The organism is Lentimicrobiaceae bacterium (assembly GCA_023227965.1).
Taxonomy (GTDB): domain Bacteria; phylum Bacteroidota; class Bacteroidia; order Bacteroidales; family JALOCA01; genus JALOCA01.
Map to the genome: position 1 here is coordinate 1 of JALOCA010000051.1, position 17,314 is coordinate 17,314.

Below are 17,314 nucleotides of genomic sequence, written 5' to 3' on the forward strand. Positions count from 1 at the left end.
AAATCAAATTTACCTTTTTCCATTTCTTGTGTCAAATTTAATTATTTATTCCCTTTGACACAGTTCGTTTTACAGCCTCCCGCTGGATATAATTCTCATAGCTCATAGCTCCCAACTCATAGCTCTCAGCTCATAGCTCCCAGCCCATAGCTTATGCCTCCTAAATCCCTGCTTTTACCTCAGAAAGCTCTACGGGATAGTTGCCTTTGTAGATATTGCCGAAATGACCGTCAATGGCAATCATGTCGCCGGTGATGAAATGGTGTCCGTTTATTTCGCATTGTTTCAGGTTTTCAAACACCCGCAGGTCGGTACAGTTTACCACACAGGCTTTGCCAAGGGTAACGGCGGTAACGGCGGCATGCGAGGTGGCTCCGCCTTTGGCAGTGAGCAGACCGTCGCATTTAAATACCATGCCGATGTCGTCGGGTACGGTATCGGGGCGAACCAGTATCACGTTTTTACCTGGATTATAGGCATGCAGGCTGTCAATATCCTGTTCGTCGAAGGCAAGCAAGCCGTTCATGGCGCCTCCGCCTATGCCCGTTCCCCTGCCTACGTGGTGCATCTCTTCGGTGCGGGTGGTAAACATGTACACCTGCGTTTGTCTCTGCATGTGGATGTCGCGGGTTTGCAATATGTAGAGGTCTTTAGGGTCTTCCGATTCAAAGGTAAACTCTATCTCCTGTGGAGGATAGCCGTGGTTTTCTATCATATCAACGGAGAGCTGTTTCATCCGCTGGTAGATTTCGGGGTGCATAGATTGCAGCGAATCGCCTTCCATGTTCAGTTGTTTGCGCTGTGTCTCGCTCACCGGGAGGGTATTCACCAGTCCGGCAACGATGTCTTCGCCCTGGCTGCAAAGGGTAAAATCGCCCCATAGATGCACCCCCGGGCGGTCGCGGTTGGGGTTCTGGGTAAAGAGTACCCCTGTTCCGGAGGTGTAATTCAGGTTGCCTAAGATCATCTTCTGCACGATGACGGCAGTACCCCATTCGTCGGCAAACTGCAGATGACGGCGATACACCTGCGCCCTTTCCGATCCCCAGGAATCAAAAACCTTGTCAATGGCATATTTCAGTTGCTTCAGCAGATTCTGTTCAAAGAAGACGTGGTTGTCGTCAATCGCTTTTTTGTACGAAAGGGCAATGTCGCGCATCTGTTCGTGTGTAAACTTGATCTTCAAGGCAACGTCATACTTCTTCTTGTATTCGAGGATGATCTTATCGAATACATCCCTCGCTATGCCATGTGCCATACCCCAGCTTTGCAGGAAACGGCGGTAGCAGTCCCATGCCGTCCAGCCGAAGTTGGGCTGGCGGCTCAGCAACTCGGTGAAGGTGTCGTTCATCCCTACGTTAAGGTAGGTATCCATGGCACCTGGCATGGAGATGGCGGCTCCGGAACGTACCGACAGCAACAGTGGACGCTGAGGATCGCCCAGCCGGCATCCGCAGAGTCTTTCCAGGGCTTCCACTTCTTTATCTATCAAAGTTTCTATTTCGCGGTTTACTTCCGGATGGTGGCTGATGGCATTGCGGCGGCGGAACACCTCTGTGGTAAGGATGAATCCTAAAGGAACCGGCAGTCCGGCAAGCAACAGCTTTTTCAGGAAGAAAGCCTTGGAGCCAAGAAATATCTGGTTGTCCATCTTCACCGTGCGTTCATACAACGGGCTGATGATAAGGTCGGAATTGTACGACATCACGTCGTTTATCAGGTCCTTGTCCAGTTTATCCACCATGTTTTGCAGCGAATGCAGAATTTTCTGCACTAAGTTGTCCAACGGCTGTACCAGGAAAGCCGAGGAGATGACATCCCTGAAAAACTCTTCCGACTTTTTATGTATCAGTTGTTTTGTCTCTTTTTCAGAGATGTTCTCATCTTTTACAAATAACTGAGGAACCACTATCTTTAGCGGGTATTCGTACGAACTGAGGAAATATTTTTTTACAATCTTGCTCACATCGTCGGCAATAAACTGGAAGATATTCAGATATTGGTCGAGTGAAAAACTCTGCGAAGTGAGACTGTATCTGAGCATTTGCAGGTTGGAGTCGAATCCCTGGCTACTGATGCCGTCTAATTCCAGCCCTTCGCGGAAGTATTCGAGCAGTTCGTAGATGCGGTTAAGTGTCTTTTGCGAAATATAGTTCAGGTTGACGTTGTTCACTATCTTCTCCATCAGCCGGGTGGCTATCCTTTCGAGACGGAAGGTGAGCCCAAGTGCTTCAAACTTGTCTTCGCGGTACACGCCATACATCGAAGGGATGCCGATGGCAATGTGCCGTTTATGGTAGATATTTTCCCATCCTTCACTAAGCTTGGGGTTGAAGATGATCTGCTTCAGCTTGTCCATGAAATGATAGATCATCCGCATGGCACGGTCGTAGTGATTAGTGCTGAGTGCCTGGTCAAATTTTCCTATCTCTTCCGGGCTCAGGAAGGGATATTGGTTCATAATGGAGATGATGTCTTCGGTGTCGAAGGAATACTTTTCTTTCAGCAGGAAATACAGGTTGCGGATGTCGTTCAGCCGGAGCACATCGCGGTCGTTTTTCTCAGGTAGTTTCTCAAGGTAAGATTTGAAATCCGGATAATCAAGGTTCAGCAGGTCGTCGGGTGTGCAGTTGTTTTGTTTGCACATCTCCGCCAGCATACGGTGTACCGGGAGGAACCATTCGCTTTGCAGGTCTATTGACTCGTAAACATCGTTGGGCAAGTGGGGTTTCAATGCCTCCAGATTGCCATCGTACCAGAAATAAAATACGTTACGGGTAAGTTCTATCAGGGTGTTGTTGCTTTCGGTGTGTACCTGCTTTCGCAAAAAATGCACCAGGCGGTCTTCCCGCTTCGATATTTCGTCCATCGAAGTGGTAACGTTGCGTATTCCGCCTTCGGCACCAATCTCATTGAAATAAACCGGGAAAATACGCGTAAGCTGTTTTACTTTTTTATAGTAAGGTGCAATGTTTGAGTTTAGTATCTTGGTGATTTCCCTTTGAAAAAGGTCGGTATCGCTGATGAAGATTCCGCCCAGCCGCAAGTTGACGATAAGTGCCGACAGCAGCTTCTCCATCATCGCCTGCGAATATTCTATCAGCTCCAGCCACACGCGGATGTTCTTGATGTGATTGGGATTTACGCTTAGTTGCCAGTCCTCGTTCACATACACTATGCCCGGCGTTTCAAAGCCAAAGTCAATGAGCCGTTTCTCAAACTCGTTGACGAGGTGCTTGTCCTCAGTAGGGTCGAGGTCAATGTTTTTCTTACCTAAAACCAGCAAAAAATCAAGCACTGCAGAGGTATGTTCACCACGCAGGTCTTCTGCCATGTGGAACATTTTCTCGGTAAACGACTCAATCTCTCCCGGCTTCAGTTCATCCATTGCCTTATCAAGCAGGCGACCAATGTTCCAGATGAGACGTTCTTTCATTTCCACCATCCCCGGAAGGTGAAGCAAGTAAAAAGTGTAATAAAACTTATCGGTAAAAGTTTCAAAATGCGAAGTATAATCAATAAAATGCGAAGCCATGTCGTCGTAGGTGGCATCGGTTTCGGTAAGAGCATCCCAGTTGCCTGCTTGCTGCAACTTCTGTATTTTTTCATCAAAAAAAGGTGCACCTATTCCGGCTATTTCATTGGTATAATCCTTGCTGAACAGTTGTTTTTTATTTTTGTACCATTGCTCTGTTTCGGTGCTGTGCTTCCAGAATTCCACATTGCTTTGCAGAATATTGCGGGTAAGCTGCAGGATGGGCTCGGTGAAAACGGGTATTTTCACTGCCTTTTTCAGAAAACGGAGAACAAATCTTGAACTTTTAATGAAGCTGTCTATGTTGGCGGAGAAATGTTTCTGCAAAATTTCCAATGTGAGTAAACCTGTTTGTGTAAGCTCTTTCTTTTCAGCGGTAAGCTTGTCAATAAACTCAAACAGGGTGCGGATTGCCAGCACCTGCAAATCTTCGCTGATGCCTTTGGTAAACAGGGTATCGTACACCGAAAGAATTACCAAATAAGCTTTTTCGGCTTCCGGTAGGGTGGTGTAAAACCAAAAGTCGGTGAGCATCATCTCGCGCAATTGTTCCACCACGAACTTCCGGTTGGAGAATGGGTGCTGGAACTCGATAAAGCAGTCGGAAGCACGTTTGCTGATGCCGTAATAATCTTTCGAAAGCTCGATAAACTGCTGATGTTCCGGCGGGATTACAATGTTTTTGTAACGGGTTTCGGCGAGGTTGGCTTCCAGAGCCTGGGACACAAATTTTTCCTTTTTAATCATCTCGGCAGGTTTCATCATTTCTCCAAAAATACACATTTTCGGAGTTTGTTAGATAGACTCATCAATAAATAGAACTATATAACGAAAACTGCTACGAAGATTCCATGAGGAAATATGATACTTTTAGCTATTTAAGGTTCATAAACCTTAACCGTTGATACCTTGATATATTCGGTTTTAATTCCAATGTGGTGCGAATTATTGCATTCGTAATCTGAGTTCGCGATAAAATATGTTTTACATCTGCCTGACAATAACCCGTCAGGGTTTTAATATCCATAGAAAGGATTTTTTATTTTTTGTAAATTCTCCGTTAGGAGATCAAATAATTAATGCCCTACTACGGACAATCTTTTATAAAAAATCAACATTCTATCAGCCCAATCACTTATTTATTGAATCTGATGTTTATATCCGCGAATTCCATAAAAAAGAATGTACAGATAGCAAATAAGGGTAATCAGGAATGAGTGATGAATACCAAAATGATCCGCAAGTACACCCATAAGCAACGGAACAATTGCTCCACCTACAATTGCCATACATAAAATTCCGGATCCCTGGCTGGTATTTTTACCCAAGCCATTAATGGCAAGGGTAAAAATAGTCGGAAACATGATGGAATTGAACAGTCCAACGGCAATAATGGGCCACATGGCAAATTTACCACTTGAAATTACGGTAACGGTAACCAGAATAACCACAATACCTGCCATAATGGAAAGAGTGCGGCTGGGTTTGTTTTTCCCAAAAAAGAAACCTGCAAGATTTATAACTACAAAAACAAGGAACAATGCTGCAAGGGTAGTTTCTTTGGTAAGATACCATGCCAGGAAAAATGCAAACACCATGGTTGCAGCATAAAGCATATACCTGGTACTCTGTTTTTTTATTCCCGTTAAGGAAATTGCGCCCAAAAACCTTCCGATCATTGCTCCGCCCCAATACATCGCCACATATTTTGCGCCTTCCGTTTCAACCAGACCGGCAATATCGGGTTCTTTAAAAAAATTGATAAGAAAACTACCAATGGAAACTTCACCACCAACATACAAAAAAATGGCTATAGCTCCCAAAACCAGGTGTGGATAAGCCCAGGCACTTCCGGCTGCTTTCTCCTGGCTTTCTGCTTTGATATTTGGTAATTTAGCAAAAGCAAATACCATTGCAATCACGAAAAGTGCAAGAGCAATTCCGATGTAAGGTATTTGTACAGTAGCTGCTTTTTCAGCGGCAACGGTATGATTGGAAAGGATAAGCAATCCTCCGAAGACGGGAGCAATGGTTGTTCCCAAAGAGTTGAATGCCTGCGTCATATTTAGTCTTCCCGAAGCGGTTTCCGGTGCTCCTAAAATGGCGACAAACGGATTTGCTGCTACCTGAAGAATGGTAATTCCGGTTGCCAGGATAAAGAATCCGGTAAGGAATACTCCATAACTTATTAATACCGATGCGGGATAAAACATTAATGCACCTATTCCGGTTACGACTAATCCAAGTACAATACCACTTTTATAACCAATTTTCCCCACTACCCATCCTGCAGGCAGCGACATGATGGCGTATGCCCCGAAAAAAGTAAACTGGATAAGCATTATCCTGGTGTAATTCAGCTCGAAAAGGGATTTTAAATGCGGAATCAGAATATCGTTCAGGCAGGTAATAAAACCCCACATGAAAAATAAAGAAGTTAACAATGCCAATGCGGGTTTGTAATTGATCCGCTGCACCAGCGTACCATTTGCCTGTTCAAGATTTTTGGATGTAGAAATTGCCATAGGTGGGTTTTATTTTTAAATGGTTTAGGTTAATCATTCATTATATATCCTGTATATCCGTTAATTGTATTTTTAATAAGAATTCTATTTCCCTTCAATTTTTCTTTTTAGGTTTACATATCACTTATTTTGTGTGTAATATACAGTAAGTGTGTATGAATACATAGAATTTACTTACCCTACAAATTTATTTATAAAATTAGACTTTTAGTTTGCTAAATTTGATTTCACTGTAATATTTTTTCTATCATTGCAAAAAATGTTTGTGTACTATTAACACTAATATTTTTTGAAAGTATTTAAAGTATAGAGTATCAACATTATAATATATAAATGGAAGAAGGTCTAATACCTTATGTATCGGTTGATTGTGTAATTTTTGGTTTCGACTTTGAAAAACTGAATGTTTTACTAATTGAGCGCAAAGTGGACATAGAAGGCACTGTTTTCAGAGATATGAAACTTCCCGGAGACCTGATTCGCTATGATGAAGATATAGATGCTTCTGCGTCAAGGGTATTATTCGAGCTCACCGGTATGAAAAATATTTACCTGGAACAGTTTTACACTTTTGGTTCTGTGAATCGTATAAAAGAAAAAACCCGCGATATCATCTGGTTACATTCTATTGATCACCCGGAAGAAAGAGTAATTACTATCGCATATTATTCATTGGTTAAAATTGAAAGCCGGGAAATTTCGGAAGCAAAAATTGTAAACAATGCTAGCTGGCATGCCATTACCGAAATTACCGAACTTGCTTTCGACCATCGGGAAATTATTGATAAAGCACTCGAAGCCTTAAGAAATAAATTGCGTACGCAACCCATCGGATTCGAATTGCTTCCCGTAAAGTTTACTATAGGTCAGTTACAAAAACTGTATGAAGTAATTTTCGGCACCCGGCTCGATAAACGGAATTTCAGGAAGCGTATTGCCAGTATTCCTTACATCGTCTCCCTAAATGAAAAGCAAAAGGGGGTAGCACATAAACCTGCACAGTTGTATAAGTTCGACAAGAAAAAGTATTCCCGTTCAAAAACCGAAGATTTGTATTTTTCGGTATAAATCATTATTCAACAGGTAACGACTGCAAAACTTCTGAAGAAACAATTTTACCCACAGGATATTTATTTACTGCCCTATCCCAGTAAGGCGATTTACTATAAAACCAATTTAAGATACCCCAGGAATCTTTGGCAAATTCAGGTTCGTTTTTCATTTTTTCCTCAAATTCGTTTTTCAAATCCAGATTTTCCGCCAGCATCTTTCGTGCAAGAACTTCCAAAACATAAGTTTCGCCGTATTCCTTCTGCTCAAAAATAGCATCCATAAAACCCCAGGAAATAAAGCTGTCAAAAGCTTTTGGTTCAAAAAAATGTGCTATTACCTTTGCAGAACGCTGATCCGTTTTCACCACAACAGATCCGGCAGGGAACATTCTTTCTTCTTCCGTTGCATCATAATTAACTTCCAAACGATGACGGCTTTCGTAAGGTTTTTCACTCCATTTTGGATTTTTAAACCGGTAAGCGGTAATCTTTATTTTCGTAGGTGCTTTTAAAATTTTATAATCTATTGAATGAATGCCGAGTAGTTCAATAATACTTATCCATTCCGGAGGAAGAATATAGGCGGCCGGGAGTAAAACAGAATCTTCCACTACGGGATGGTTAAACATGGTGATCATAAAAGTTTCCGGTTTTGTTTTATCGTACTGAAACCATAACCCTCCGCTTAGATCACTTTTAACTGCTTCATATTGCACTCCTTTAAAGGACACCTGGGTGCTGTCGGCAAAAGATTCTCGAAAAGCAACCGGAAAATACTTGTTACGAAATGTTTCTGAAACAGTGTTCCGGTCGGCTTCCTTAGTTAGTTTTATAAGGCTTTTGTATTCTTTATTTAAAAGTAAAGCTGTTTGTTTCAGCAATTCATAAGTTGCCTCCACTCTGGTTTTATAATCTTTCAGCATGTGGGTTTCGATGAGCAGGCAGGGACGGTTTTGTATAGCACAATATCCACCGCAAAGCATTGGGGGTGCGACATTTACAACTAACCCACTTCTTGGGTCATGCCATTCCCGAAAAGAAACATAAGGGAACATTGGTAATTTAGCCTCTTCCATTTTCTTTTCAACGGACTGAAGATAAACATCTTTTGTCCATGCAGTAAGTTTAGCATCCATGTTTCCGTATAGTTCCAAGCCATATGTTAAAACATATTGATAATCTGCACCGTCAGTAACATGGCAATCCACCGTAAAATCCGGCAACCAACGGTTAAAAAGTTTCAGCCAGGCTTTCATTTCCGGGGCATCGGCTTTCATGTAGTCCCGGTTCAGGTTGAGATTTTGGGCGGTAACCCTCCAACCCATTTCCTTTGGTCCATCCTGATTGATGCGATTGTAAGGGCCAAATCTTTCATGCCCATCTACATTAAAAATTGGGATAAATAAAATAGTAAGATGGTCGAGCAAACCGGGATATTTATTATTGATCACTAAATCACGAATTAACATCAATCCTGCGTCTTTACCATCTGGTTCTCCGGGATGTACACACGCCTGAATAAGCACCACGGCATTTCCTGAATTTCTGACAGTTTCAGGAGTGAAATTTTTATTTTTATCAATGATCAGCGCCGGAATATCTCTTCCCTGAGGGCTTTTGCCAAAAATATCATAATGTATTAAAGGCGAATAATCTACAAGCTGTTTGCAATATTTAATAGTTTCATCGTACCGCGGCGTTTCGGTACAACCGCTTTTTTCGTAATAAGTATCCCAGATGGGATTCTGCGAAAAGCCTAAAAAATATAAAAAGCTTAAAAACAGTATAGTAATAGATTTTTTCATGAAAGGAAATTATCAGTCAATTCCAAAACAGATGTCCATATTTTTTGCTTTCTGGATCAAAGGAAGATCGGTAGGGACATTCCTTACTTTTCCTTCTACTTCTTTTAAAGAAATGGAAGTACTGATATTATCCACAATAGCAACCATTTGTCCAAATTTACCTTCGGCTATTAAATCCACAGCCTGGGTTCCGTAACGGGTAGCAAGCAGGCGATCCATCGGAGATGGGCTGCCGCCACGCTGAATATAGCCCAGTATGGTTTCACGGGTTTCCAGTTCTACCTGTTTACGAATAAGTTTTGCAATATATTTAGCAGCAGAGTCTTCCTTTTTGGGTTTTTTAATACCTTCCGCCACCACTATGATGGAATATGCTTTTTTTTGTTCTACACGTTTTTGCATATAATTTTTAATAACATCCTCATTATAACCTAATTCCGGAATAAGGATCAAATCGCCACCACCGGCTATACCGGAATACAAAGCCAGCCATCCGGCATGATGTCCCATTACTTCAATGATCATGATGCGTTTATGGGAGTTTGCGGTGGTATGTAACCGGTCAATGGCATCGGTAGCTATCCAAACTGCCGAATCGAATCCGAAAGTTTGGTCGGTTCCCCAAACGTCGTTATCAATGGTTTTTGGTATCCCAATAATATTCATTCCCTGTTCAGCAAGTAGCGCCGCTGTTTTCTGGGTACCATTTCCTCCTATACAAACCAAGGCATCCAAATTCATCTCCTCATAATTTTTTTTAATCAGAAGAGGCTTTTCGTTTTTGTTAAAAATACTTTCCCCTTTTTTAAAAGGTTTTTCCCGCGAAGTACCTAATATGGTGCCACCTAAAGTCAGAATGCCGGAAAGATCGTTTTCTTTCAGTTCGACAAACTCTTTATTAATAAGCCCCAGATACCCAGAGGAAATACCTATCAGTTCCATTCCGTATTTTACAATGGCTGTTTTACCAACACCCCGGATTGCCGCATTGATACCCGGGCAATCGCCTCCTGCGGTAAGTATGCCAATCCGCATTCCTTTTGCCTTTTTAGTCATATTTTTTGTTTTTTTCTGATATATTTTTGAAAATCATAAAAGTCAATATTTCACCTTTTTTAAAATTCGTGTCTGTAAAAATACAATTTTGGACTATCCTTCCTATATTTGCCTGAAATATTTTGTGTATGATAAAATCTATGACCGGCTTTGGGAAAAGCACTTTTGAATGGAAATCAAAAAAAATAATTATTGAAATTAAGTCGCTTAACAGTAAAATTTTAGATATCAACTCCAAGATTGCCAACGGGTATCGTGCAAGGGAGATTGAAATACGTTCAGAAGTGGGAAAAACATTAGAAAGAGGGAAAATTGACATCAGCGTTTCCATTGAATACAAAGGGGATACCAGTCCCTACACTATCAATCGCAACCTTGTTAAAAAATATTATAACGAATTAAAAAACCTCTCCGCCGAGCTGAATGAAAAAGAAGAAAATCTGTTTTCCTTGATTTTGAAAATGCCGGATGTATTGGTTGCGGAAAGAGATGAACTGGATGAAGATGAATGGAAATTATTTCGCAAGGGTCTGCTGACAGCCCTAAGCCAAACCGAGGAATTTCGAACCCAGGAAGGTAATATGCTGATGCACGATTTCGTTAATCGTATTTATTTGATATTAAGTTATCTTAATGCAATTGAGACTTTTGAAAAAGAGCGGATTGTCAACCTTAAAGAACGTTTTCGCAAAAGTTTTGCCGAACTGAAGGAAGAAATTAAAATTGATGAAAATCGCTTTGAACAGGAATTAATTTATTATATCGAAAAAATTGATATTACCGAAGAAAAAATACGCTTAAAAAATCATTGCGATTATTTTATCATTACTCTGCAGGAAGCCGTTTCGCAAGGGAAAAAACTTTCCTTCATTACCCAGGAAATAGGACGTGAAATCAATACTATAGGATCAAAAGCCAATGAAGTAAACATTCAAAAACTGGTCGTGCAGATGAAGGATGAATTAGAGAAAATTAAAGAACAATTGGGGAATATTTTGTAGAGGAACAGGAAATATTTTTACATCATAATATTATTATAATGAATATTTCATCATCAGATATAGCCTTCCATAAAAAACTTATCATTTTCAGTGCCCCCAGTGGAGCCGGTAAGACAACCCTTGTTAAAAAGTTACTTGCAATTCCGGAACTCCGGCTCGAATTTTCCATTTCTGCTACAAGCCGTCCCAAAAGAGAAACAGAAGCTGACGGAACAGATTATTACTTCATTACCCCTGAGAAATTCAAGCAAAAAATTGCAAATGACGAATTTGTGGAATGGGAGGAAGTATATGCCGGCAATTGTTACGGGACGCTGAAGTCGGAACTGGAAAGAATCTGGGCAAAGGGGAATAATGTTCTTTTTGATGTAGATGTTAAAGGTGGTCTTAGCCTGAAAAAAATATTCGGGGACAAGGCACTTGCAATTTTTGTACAACCCCCTTCGCTGCAAGTGTTGGCTGAACGCCTGAAAAACCGGGGCACCGAAAGTCCTGTCAGTTTGCAAAAACGACTCGACAAAGCAAGCTACGAAATGACATTTGCAAAACAATTTGATTACATTGTAGTTAATGATATTTTGGAAGGAACTGTTCAGAAATCCAGGGAGTTGGTAGAGTCATTTATAAATTATATTTAATAAAACATGGATAACACAGATTTGACTAACCCTGATAGCTACCGGAATAAATAAAATTAGTGTCATCAGTGTTCAAATCATTTGTTTTTTAAAAATTGGAATTTCTCCATTTATGGGTAAAGAAAAAAAAAATATAGGTCTTCTTTTTGGCAGCTTCAATCCTATTCACCTGGGGCACATGATTATTGCTGAATTTATGGTGAATAATACTGATTTGGATGAGACATGGTTTGTCGTTTCGCCTCATAACCCTTTGAAAAAGAAAGAAACATTGCTGGCTGATATACATCGCCTTGCGATGGTTCGCATTGCGGTAGAAAATGATTCCCGTTTTCGTGTTTGTGATATCGAGTTTAAAATGCCAAAACCTTCATATACCATTCACACATTGACATATCTAAGCGAAAAGTATCCTGATTATCAGTTTACGCTGATTGCCGGTACAGATATTCTTCCTACTTTTAATAAATGGAAAAATTATGAAAAAATATTAGATAATTATCATATTTATATTTATCCCCGTCCAGGAAAGCAAAGCCGTCAATTTTTAGATAATACTAATGTTCAATTAATAAAAGCCCCAATGATAGAAATATCTTCCAGTAATATACGACAGTACATTCGTGAAGGAAAAAAACCAGTATATATGTTACTTCCTAAAGTATGGCAATATATACAGGAAATGCACTTTTATAAGAAATAAACTTACGGTTTACACAAGTAATCATCGAAAAAGTGAAAACTTCATTTTCCGCTAATTTTTTTTATAATTTTGCCATCAATTTCAAAATTATTGATTTCAACAAATTTCTTTCGTATGAAAAAAGATAAACAAGTATTCGACCTTATAAGAGAGGAAGAAGAGCGTCAGTTACACGGCATCGAACTCATCGCCAGTGAAAACTTTGTCAGTAATCAGGTACTAAAAGCCATGGGAAGTGTGCTCACCAATAAATACGCCGAAGGTTATCCTGGGAAACGTTACTATGGTGGTTGCCAAATTGTTGACCAAACAGAACAAATAGCTATTGACCGCGCCAAGGTACTTTTTGGGGCTGAATGGGCAAACGTACAACCCCATTCGGGGGCGCAAGCCAATATGGCCGTTTTAATGACCGTTTTGAAACCAGGCGATACCTTTATGGGTCTCGACCTGTCGCATGGTGGTCACCTATCGCATGGTTCACCTGTCAATTCTTCGGGTATTCTCTACCGTCCGGTAGCTTACGGAGTAGAAGAAGCCACAGGTACCGTTAATTATGATAAAATGGAAGAAATTGCCTTGCGTGAATGTCCAAAACTTATCATTGCAGGAGCTTCAGCATATTCACGCGATTGGGACTACAAACGCATGCGTAACATAGCCGATAAAATCGGTGCTATCCTCATGGCAGACATTGCCCACCCTGCAGGTTTAATCGCCAGGGGCTTGCTGAATGATCCCCTGAAACATTGTCATATTGTTACCACTACAACCCATAAAACCCTTCGCGGACCCCGCGGAGGAATGATACTCATAGGAAAAGATTTTGAAAACCCCTGGGGACTGAAAACACCCAAGGGGGAAATAAAAAAGATGTCGCAGCTACTTGATTCGGCTGTATTTCCAGGAGTTCAGGGCGGTCCGCTCGAACATATTATTGCTGCAAAAGCTGTAGCATATGGCGAAGCTCTTTCTGACGAATACATGGATTACATAGTACAGGTGAAAAAAAATGCCAATGTAATGGCAAAAGCTTTCGTGGAAAAAGGCTACCACGTAATCTCCGGAGGTACTGATAATCACCTGATGCTTATTGATTTGAGGACCAAGTTCCCAAATATTACTGGAAAACAAGTAGAAAATACACTCGTACGAGCCGACATCACTGTAAACAAAAATATGGTTCCTTTCGACAGCCGTTCGCCTTTTCAAACTTCAGGACTACGCGTAGGTACACCCGCCATTACTACCCGTGGTATCAAAGAAGTACATATCCCGCCCATTGTTGAATTGATTGACGAAGTTATCGGTAACATAGAAAATGAAGCGAAATTAGAAAACGTAATCGAATCTGTTCGCAAACGTGTCAATGAACTAATGTCTGATTTTCCCTTGTTTGCTTATTAAACAGCTTTCATTTTCCCAAATGTAACCATCCATAAACGAGAATACAATAATCAGTAATCCTTGTAAAAACTGCTTTCTGAATAAAGGAAGCAGTTTTTTTATTGTGTAATTTGCTTTTTATAATCCACAGGGATGGAAAAACGAAATGGACAATCATAATTATTTCAGTAAAATGTGTTTTTTTACATAACTTTGTAGATATTTGCTCCACCGAAAATCAGGCTGTTGGATAGAAAAAGCAGATACTGCATTCTATTCATTTTGCAATGAAATTTGTTCAATTACACCATATTATGTTATGAGAAAACTTTTACTCCTCCTTTTATCAATCATTTCCCTACAGATTTTTGCAGGAAATTGGGTAGGTACTACCTCTGGAAAATCAGTTCCTGCTTCCGTGTCATTGGTTTCATCCGATGCTTCACAAACGACTATAAGCATTACCATTGAAGGATATTCCCTACAAACCGTTCAAACTCCAAGGGGCGAAGCCAGCATACTTAACTGTGAAAATACATCCCCCCTCCTGCAGGCAGGAGCACCCGACTTGAGAAAATTCACCGCTTCCTTTATCATCCCTGATAAGGCAAAAACAGATTACATGATTATTGCTTCCGAATACAAGGACTATTTTAATATTGAAATAGCTCCTTCCAAAGGCAATCTGTATCGCAATATTGATCCTGCTTCTGTTCTTTATACATATGGAAAGGAATATACTATTGATGCATTTTATCCTGGCAGGCTTGTTGCACAGGGCAATCCTTACATCTTACGCAATTTCAGAGGGCAGGCAATAGATGTGTATCCATTTCAATATAACCCGGTTACTAAAGTGTTACGGGTTTATACCCATTTGGAAATCAAAATATTTGCTACGAATGAAGAAGGTACAAATCCGTTCATTGGTAGCAAAAACCTCAGGCATTCAAATACTGAATTCGATGCCATTTACCAGAGTACATTCCTAAATGCTCCTGCAAATAATTATACAGATGTTGAAGAACAGGGGAGTATGTTGATAATAAGCTATGGGTCATTTATGACAGCAATGCAGCCTTTAATTGATTGGAAGAATCAGCAGGGTATTGCCTGCGAAATAGTAGATGTGGCAACCATTGGTAACGCCAATGCTATAAAGGATTATATAACAAATTATTACAATACACACAATCTTACCTATGTTTTATTGGTGGGAGATGCAGCACAGGTTCCCACACTGAATGCTTCGGGAGGTTCTTCCGACAACAGTTACAGCTATATAGTTGGTAACGACCATTATCCTGATTTATTTGTGGGAAGATTCTCTGCAGAAAATATTCAGCAAGTAGAAACCCAGGTACAAAAAGTGCTGAATTATGAAAAAAATCCATTAACCACCATTGATTGGTTTTCGCAGGGAGTAGGAATAGCTTCCAGCCAAGGACCCGGCGATGATAATGAGTACGACTGGCAGCATATTCGCAATATCCGCACCAAATTGCTTGATTATACCTATACTTCCGTTGCCGAACTTTACGATGGCAGCCAGGGAGGATTCGATGCTCCCGGCAATCCCACTTCCGCCATGGTAGCTACTGAAATCAATACAGGGAGAGGCATAATCAACTATACGGGACATGGCAGCGAAACGAATTGGACAACTACCGGATTTTCAAATACAAATGTGAATGCTCTTGCCAATGATAACATGCTACCATTCATTATTTCAGTAGCCTGTGTAAACGGTAAATTTGCCGGATTAACCTGTTTTGCAGAAGTCTGGCTCAGGGCACAGCACAACGGGCAGCCTTCGGGTGCCGTTGCGGCTTTAATGTCAACCATCAACCAGAGTTGGGACCCTCCAATGGATGGTCAAGATGCAATGAATGAGATTCTTACAGAAATGATACCGGGTAATGTTAAAAGAACATTCGGTGGAATAACCATGAACGGCTGCATCTTGATGAATGATGAATACGGAGCCGACGGCATGGAAATGACGGATACTTGGAATATTTTTGGCGATCCATCACTGATGGTCCGCACCCAGATGCCAACTGCCATAACGGCTACACATCCTTCCACAGTACCTGTCGGAACTTCCCAGATTGCAGTAAATGCCAGTACCGGTTCAGGTTTAGTGGCTCTTACCATCAATAACCAGATAATTGCCACCGCCAATCTTTCCCTTGGAAGTGCAAATCTTAATTTCCCGGCACTCACCGAAACAGGCACCATTCATATTGTAATTACCGCCTTTAACAGAATTCCTTACATAACTGATATTGCCGTTGTAAATTCCGAACCTGCAAACATTATCTTTAATAAATTTACCATCAACGATGGCAATGGAAACAACAACGGACAACCCGACTACAACGAGAATATCTTTTTATCGGTAACCCTTGAAAATACGGGGGGTAGCCCTGCAAATAACCTTACCTCCATCCTGAGTTGCAATGATACATACGTTACCATAACTGACAATTCCGAATTGTACGGAACCATCGCTGCCGGGCAACAATCAACTCCTGCTGATGGATTTGCTTTCACTATTGCCAACAATATCCCCGACCAGCACAAATTAAATTTTACCATTACCACTACCGATGGCATTACAGAGTGGATGAGCGACTTTTTTATGAATGCCAATGCTCCGGTATTGTCTGTTAATAATTTATTAGTGAATGATGTAGCAGGAAACAACAATGGAAGGCTCGATGCAGGAGAAATTGCCCAGATGAACGTTTCCATTTCCAACCAGGGACATAGCGATGCATCCTCCCTGACTGTATTGTTAAGCACCCTTAATACCTATGTATCCATAGTAAACTCATCAGTAAATATTCTCCAGCTTTCTGCGGGAGAAACTTCGGAAGCCCAGTTTGCTGTACAAGCAAATCCGGAAGTACCTATAAACGGCTATGCCATATTCAATGGCGAAGTACAGTGCGCAGGTTACCAGGTAGATAAAAATTTTTCAATTCCTTTTGCCTGGCATGTAGAAAATTTTGAAAGCGGAGACTTTTCCCAGTTCAACTGGCAACAGGGTGGAAATGCCGACTGGACTATTTCGCCTTCATCAGCTTTTGAAGGAGGATTTTGTGCCAAATCAGGTATTATTTCCAACGACCAGACAAGTGAACTGCTGCTGCAATACTATGTTGAAAATCCAGACAGTATCCTCTTTTACAGCAAAACTTCTTCCGAAAACGCAGACTACCTGAAATTTTATATTGACGATTTGCAAAAAGGGCAATGGGGTGGCGAAAACGACTGGAACAAGAAAGTATTTGCCATTGAAGCTGGAGTTCATACTTTTAAATGGGTTTATGCAAAAAATTCAGGTGGGACGCAAGGCAGCGACGCCGTTTGGATTGATTTAGTCCGACTTCCAGAAGATGTAATGCCTTCAGCTTCTGCAGGTGATGATGCAGAAATTTGTGAATTAGTAACCTACACACTATCAGGGAGTGCCAATGCCTATGTTTCATTGCACTGGACAACTTCTGGAACGGGAACTTTCGACAATCCAAACATTTTGCAACCCGAATACACCCCCGGGGATTCAGATATTGAAAATGGAAGCGTAACTCTTACCCTTACAGCC

Annotated in this window: 10 protein-coding genes; 6 read left to right on the plus strand and 4 right to left on the minus strand. The window is 40.9% G+C overall.

Annotation, left to right across the window (positions count from 1 at the left end):
• Window positions 1-160: 160 nt before the first annotated feature.
• Together M0R21_12705 and M0R21_12710 are read right to left on the minus strand one after the other, a co-directional pair.
• Window positions 161-4,318 (minus strand): PEP-utilizing enzyme, encoded by a 4,158-nt coding sequence (locus tag M0R21_12705; GenBank protein MCK9618681.1) that lies wholly within the window; start codon window positions 4,316-4,318, stop codon window positions 161-163.
• Between the two features lie 356 nt (window positions 4,319-4,674).
• Window positions 4,675-6,060: a sugar MFS transporter gene (locus tag M0R21_12710; protein ID MCK9618682.1), complete on the minus strand. Its 1,386-nt coding sequence runs from the start codon at window positions 6,058-6,060 to the stop codon at window positions 4,675-4,677.
• A 333-nt stretch (window positions 6,061-6,393) separates the two neighbouring features.
• Here M0R21_12710 and M0R21_12715 point away from each other — a divergent pair, with 333 nt between their 5' ends.
• Window positions 6,394-7,128, plus strand: coding sequence for an NUDIX domain-containing protein (locus M0R21_12715; GenBank protein MCK9618683.1), 735 nt, complete (start codon window positions 6,394-6,396; stop codon window positions 7,126-7,128).
• A 4-nt stretch (window positions 7,129-7,132) separates the two neighbouring features.
• Here the strand turns inward: M0R21_12715 and M0R21_12720 are convergent, their stop codons facing one another.
• Window positions 7,133-8,917, minus strand: a complete 1,785-nt coding sequence (locus tag M0R21_12720; protein ID MCK9618684.1) for a M14 family metallopeptidase — start codon at window positions 8,915-8,917, stop codon at window positions 7,133-7,135.
• A 12-nt stretch (window positions 8,918-8,929) separates the two neighbouring features.
• Complete coding sequence (locus M0R21_12725) at window positions 8,930-9,952, minus strand: 6-phosphofructokinase (protein ID MCK9618685.1); 1,023 nt, start codon at window positions 9,950-9,952, stop codon at window positions 8,930-8,932.
• A gap of 149 nt (window positions 9,953-10,101) precedes the next feature.
• Here M0R21_12725 and M0R21_12730 point away from each other — a divergent pair, with 149 nt between their 5' ends.
• From M0R21_12730 to M0R21_12750, 5 genes are all read left to right on the plus strand, one after another.
• Window positions 10,102-10,974, plus strand: a complete 873-nt coding sequence (locus tag M0R21_12730) for a YicC family protein (protein ID MCK9618686.1) — start codon at window positions 10,102-10,104, stop codon at window positions 10,972-10,974.
• 38 nt (window positions 10,975-11,012) lie between these two features.
• Window positions 11,013-11,612 (plus strand): guanylate kinase, encoded by a 600-nt coding sequence (gmk, locus tag M0R21_12735; GenBank protein ID MCK9618687.1) that lies wholly within the window; start codon window positions 11,013-11,015, stop codon window positions 11,610-11,612.
• A 112-nt stretch (window positions 11,613-11,724) separates the two neighbouring features.
• Window positions 11,725-12,315: a nicotinate (nicotinamide) nucleotide adenylyltransferase gene (nadD, locus tag M0R21_12740; protein ID MCK9618688.1), complete on the plus strand. Its 591-nt coding sequence runs from the start codon at window positions 11,725-11,727 to the stop codon at window positions 12,313-12,315.
• 114 nt (window positions 12,316-12,429) lie between these two features.
• Complete coding sequence (locus tag M0R21_12745) at window positions 12,430-13,722, plus strand: serine hydroxymethyltransferase (GenBank protein ID MCK9618689.1); 1,293 nt, start codon at window positions 12,430-12,432, stop codon at window positions 13,720-13,722.
• 298 nt (window positions 13,723-14,020) lie between these two features.
• The coding region (locus tag M0R21_12750; protein MCK9618690.1) for a C25 family cysteine peptidase at window positions 14,021-17,314 on the plus strand (3,294 nt) is incomplete at its 3' end.